Below are 776 nucleotides of genomic sequence, written 5' to 3'. Positions count from 1 at the left end.
CCTGCGTCACTTGATAATTACTACTTAGCTCCTGATGATGCGTTGATTCGATGGCTTAAAGCGCACTACTCACAAGGGGCGGTGTTATCTTCTGCATGTGCCGGAGTATTCATTCTTGCCGCAACCAACTTGATCGATTCGAGAGAGGTCACGACCCATTGGGCATTGGCGGAAACATTCTCCCAAGCCTTTCCTAGCATTGCGCTGGATAGCAATAAGATATTGATCAATCACGGTGACATAGTAACGGCGGGTGGGATGATGTCATGGTTAGACCTTGGCTTTGAGCTGATCGCGAAATACGCTTCGCCGGGTGTTGTGCGTCAGCTTGGAAAAACGCTGGTTATTGATACCGCTCAGCGAGCGCAGAGCTACTACCAACAGTTTCATCCATCGTTTTCTCACGGTGATTATGCGATTGTTTCCATTCAACAAATCATGCATCAGCGCTATGCAGAGCCTTTGTCCATAAAGCAGTTAGCAAAGCAAGCCAACCTTACTGAACGCACGATGCAACGACGATTTTTGAAAGCGACAGGATACAACCCTAATCAATACTTGCAGCGTCTTAGAATTCAGAGCGCATGTAATTTGTTAGAAAGAACACAACATTCCTTTGATTCTATAAGCCATCAAGTTGGTTACGAGGATACGAGCGCCTGTAGGAAGGTTTTCATAAACGTCATTGGTTTAACTCCGCGAGAGTTTAGAAAACGATTTGCTTGAGTCTTGTTTTCAAAGAACATGTTTCATGAGAGTCAGATAACTACATGCAA

1 protein-coding gene is annotated in these 776 nt (G+C 45.0%); it reads left to right on the top strand.

Going from position 1 to position 776, the window contains the following annotated elements; all coding sequences use genetic code 11:
- Positions 1-726: GlxA family transcriptional regulator (locus R7Z50_RS26715; RefSeq protein WP_318149644.1), on the top strand; the 726-nt coding region annotated here is incomplete at its 5' end.
- Between the last annotated feature and the right edge of the window lie 50 nt (positions 727-776).

The organism is Vibrio sp. 1249-1 (assembly GCF_033340495.1).
Note: the sequence above shows the minus strand (reverse complement) of the source record. Positions and strands in the feature narration are given on the sequence as shown.